Source organism: Mesorhizobium sp. M4B.F.Ca.ET.143.01.1.1 (assembly GCF_004792275.1).
Taxonomy (GTDB): domain Bacteria; phylum Pseudomonadota; class Alphaproteobacteria; order Rhizobiales; family Rhizobiaceae; genus Mesorhizobium; species Mesorhizobium abyssinicae.
The window spans coordinates 1-291 of the sequence record NZ_SRSR01000319.1 but is presented as its reverse complement, the minus strand read 5'-3'; the positions used below and the strand labels follow the sequence as shown (position 1 = coordinate 291).

Here is a 291-nt window from a genome sequence, read left to right as displayed (position 1 = left end):
CAGGCATGGACCGTGATCCTTTGCCTGCTGGTGCTGGCAGCCGCCATTCCCTGGCAGATGCGATGGGGCATCATACCCGACACGAGTTGGGCGATCACCATGTGCGAGCAGATGCTTGCCGGATCACGGCTTTATGTCGACGTTTTCGAAGTCAATCCACCTTTCACGCCTTGGATGTTCATGCCGGCCGTGGCGCTCGCGTACAGGATCGGCATGTCGCCGGAAGTGGCGGTTCATGTCTACAGCTATGCGATCTGCCTGGCAGGATTGGGCTTTGCCGCGCTGAGATCG

1 pseudogene is annotated in these 291 nt (G+C 59.5%); it reads left to right on the top strand.

The annotated features are described in order from the left end of the window. A pseudogene (locus EN786_RS38160) lies at positions 1 to 291 on the top strand (hypothetical protein); the annotation flags it as partial.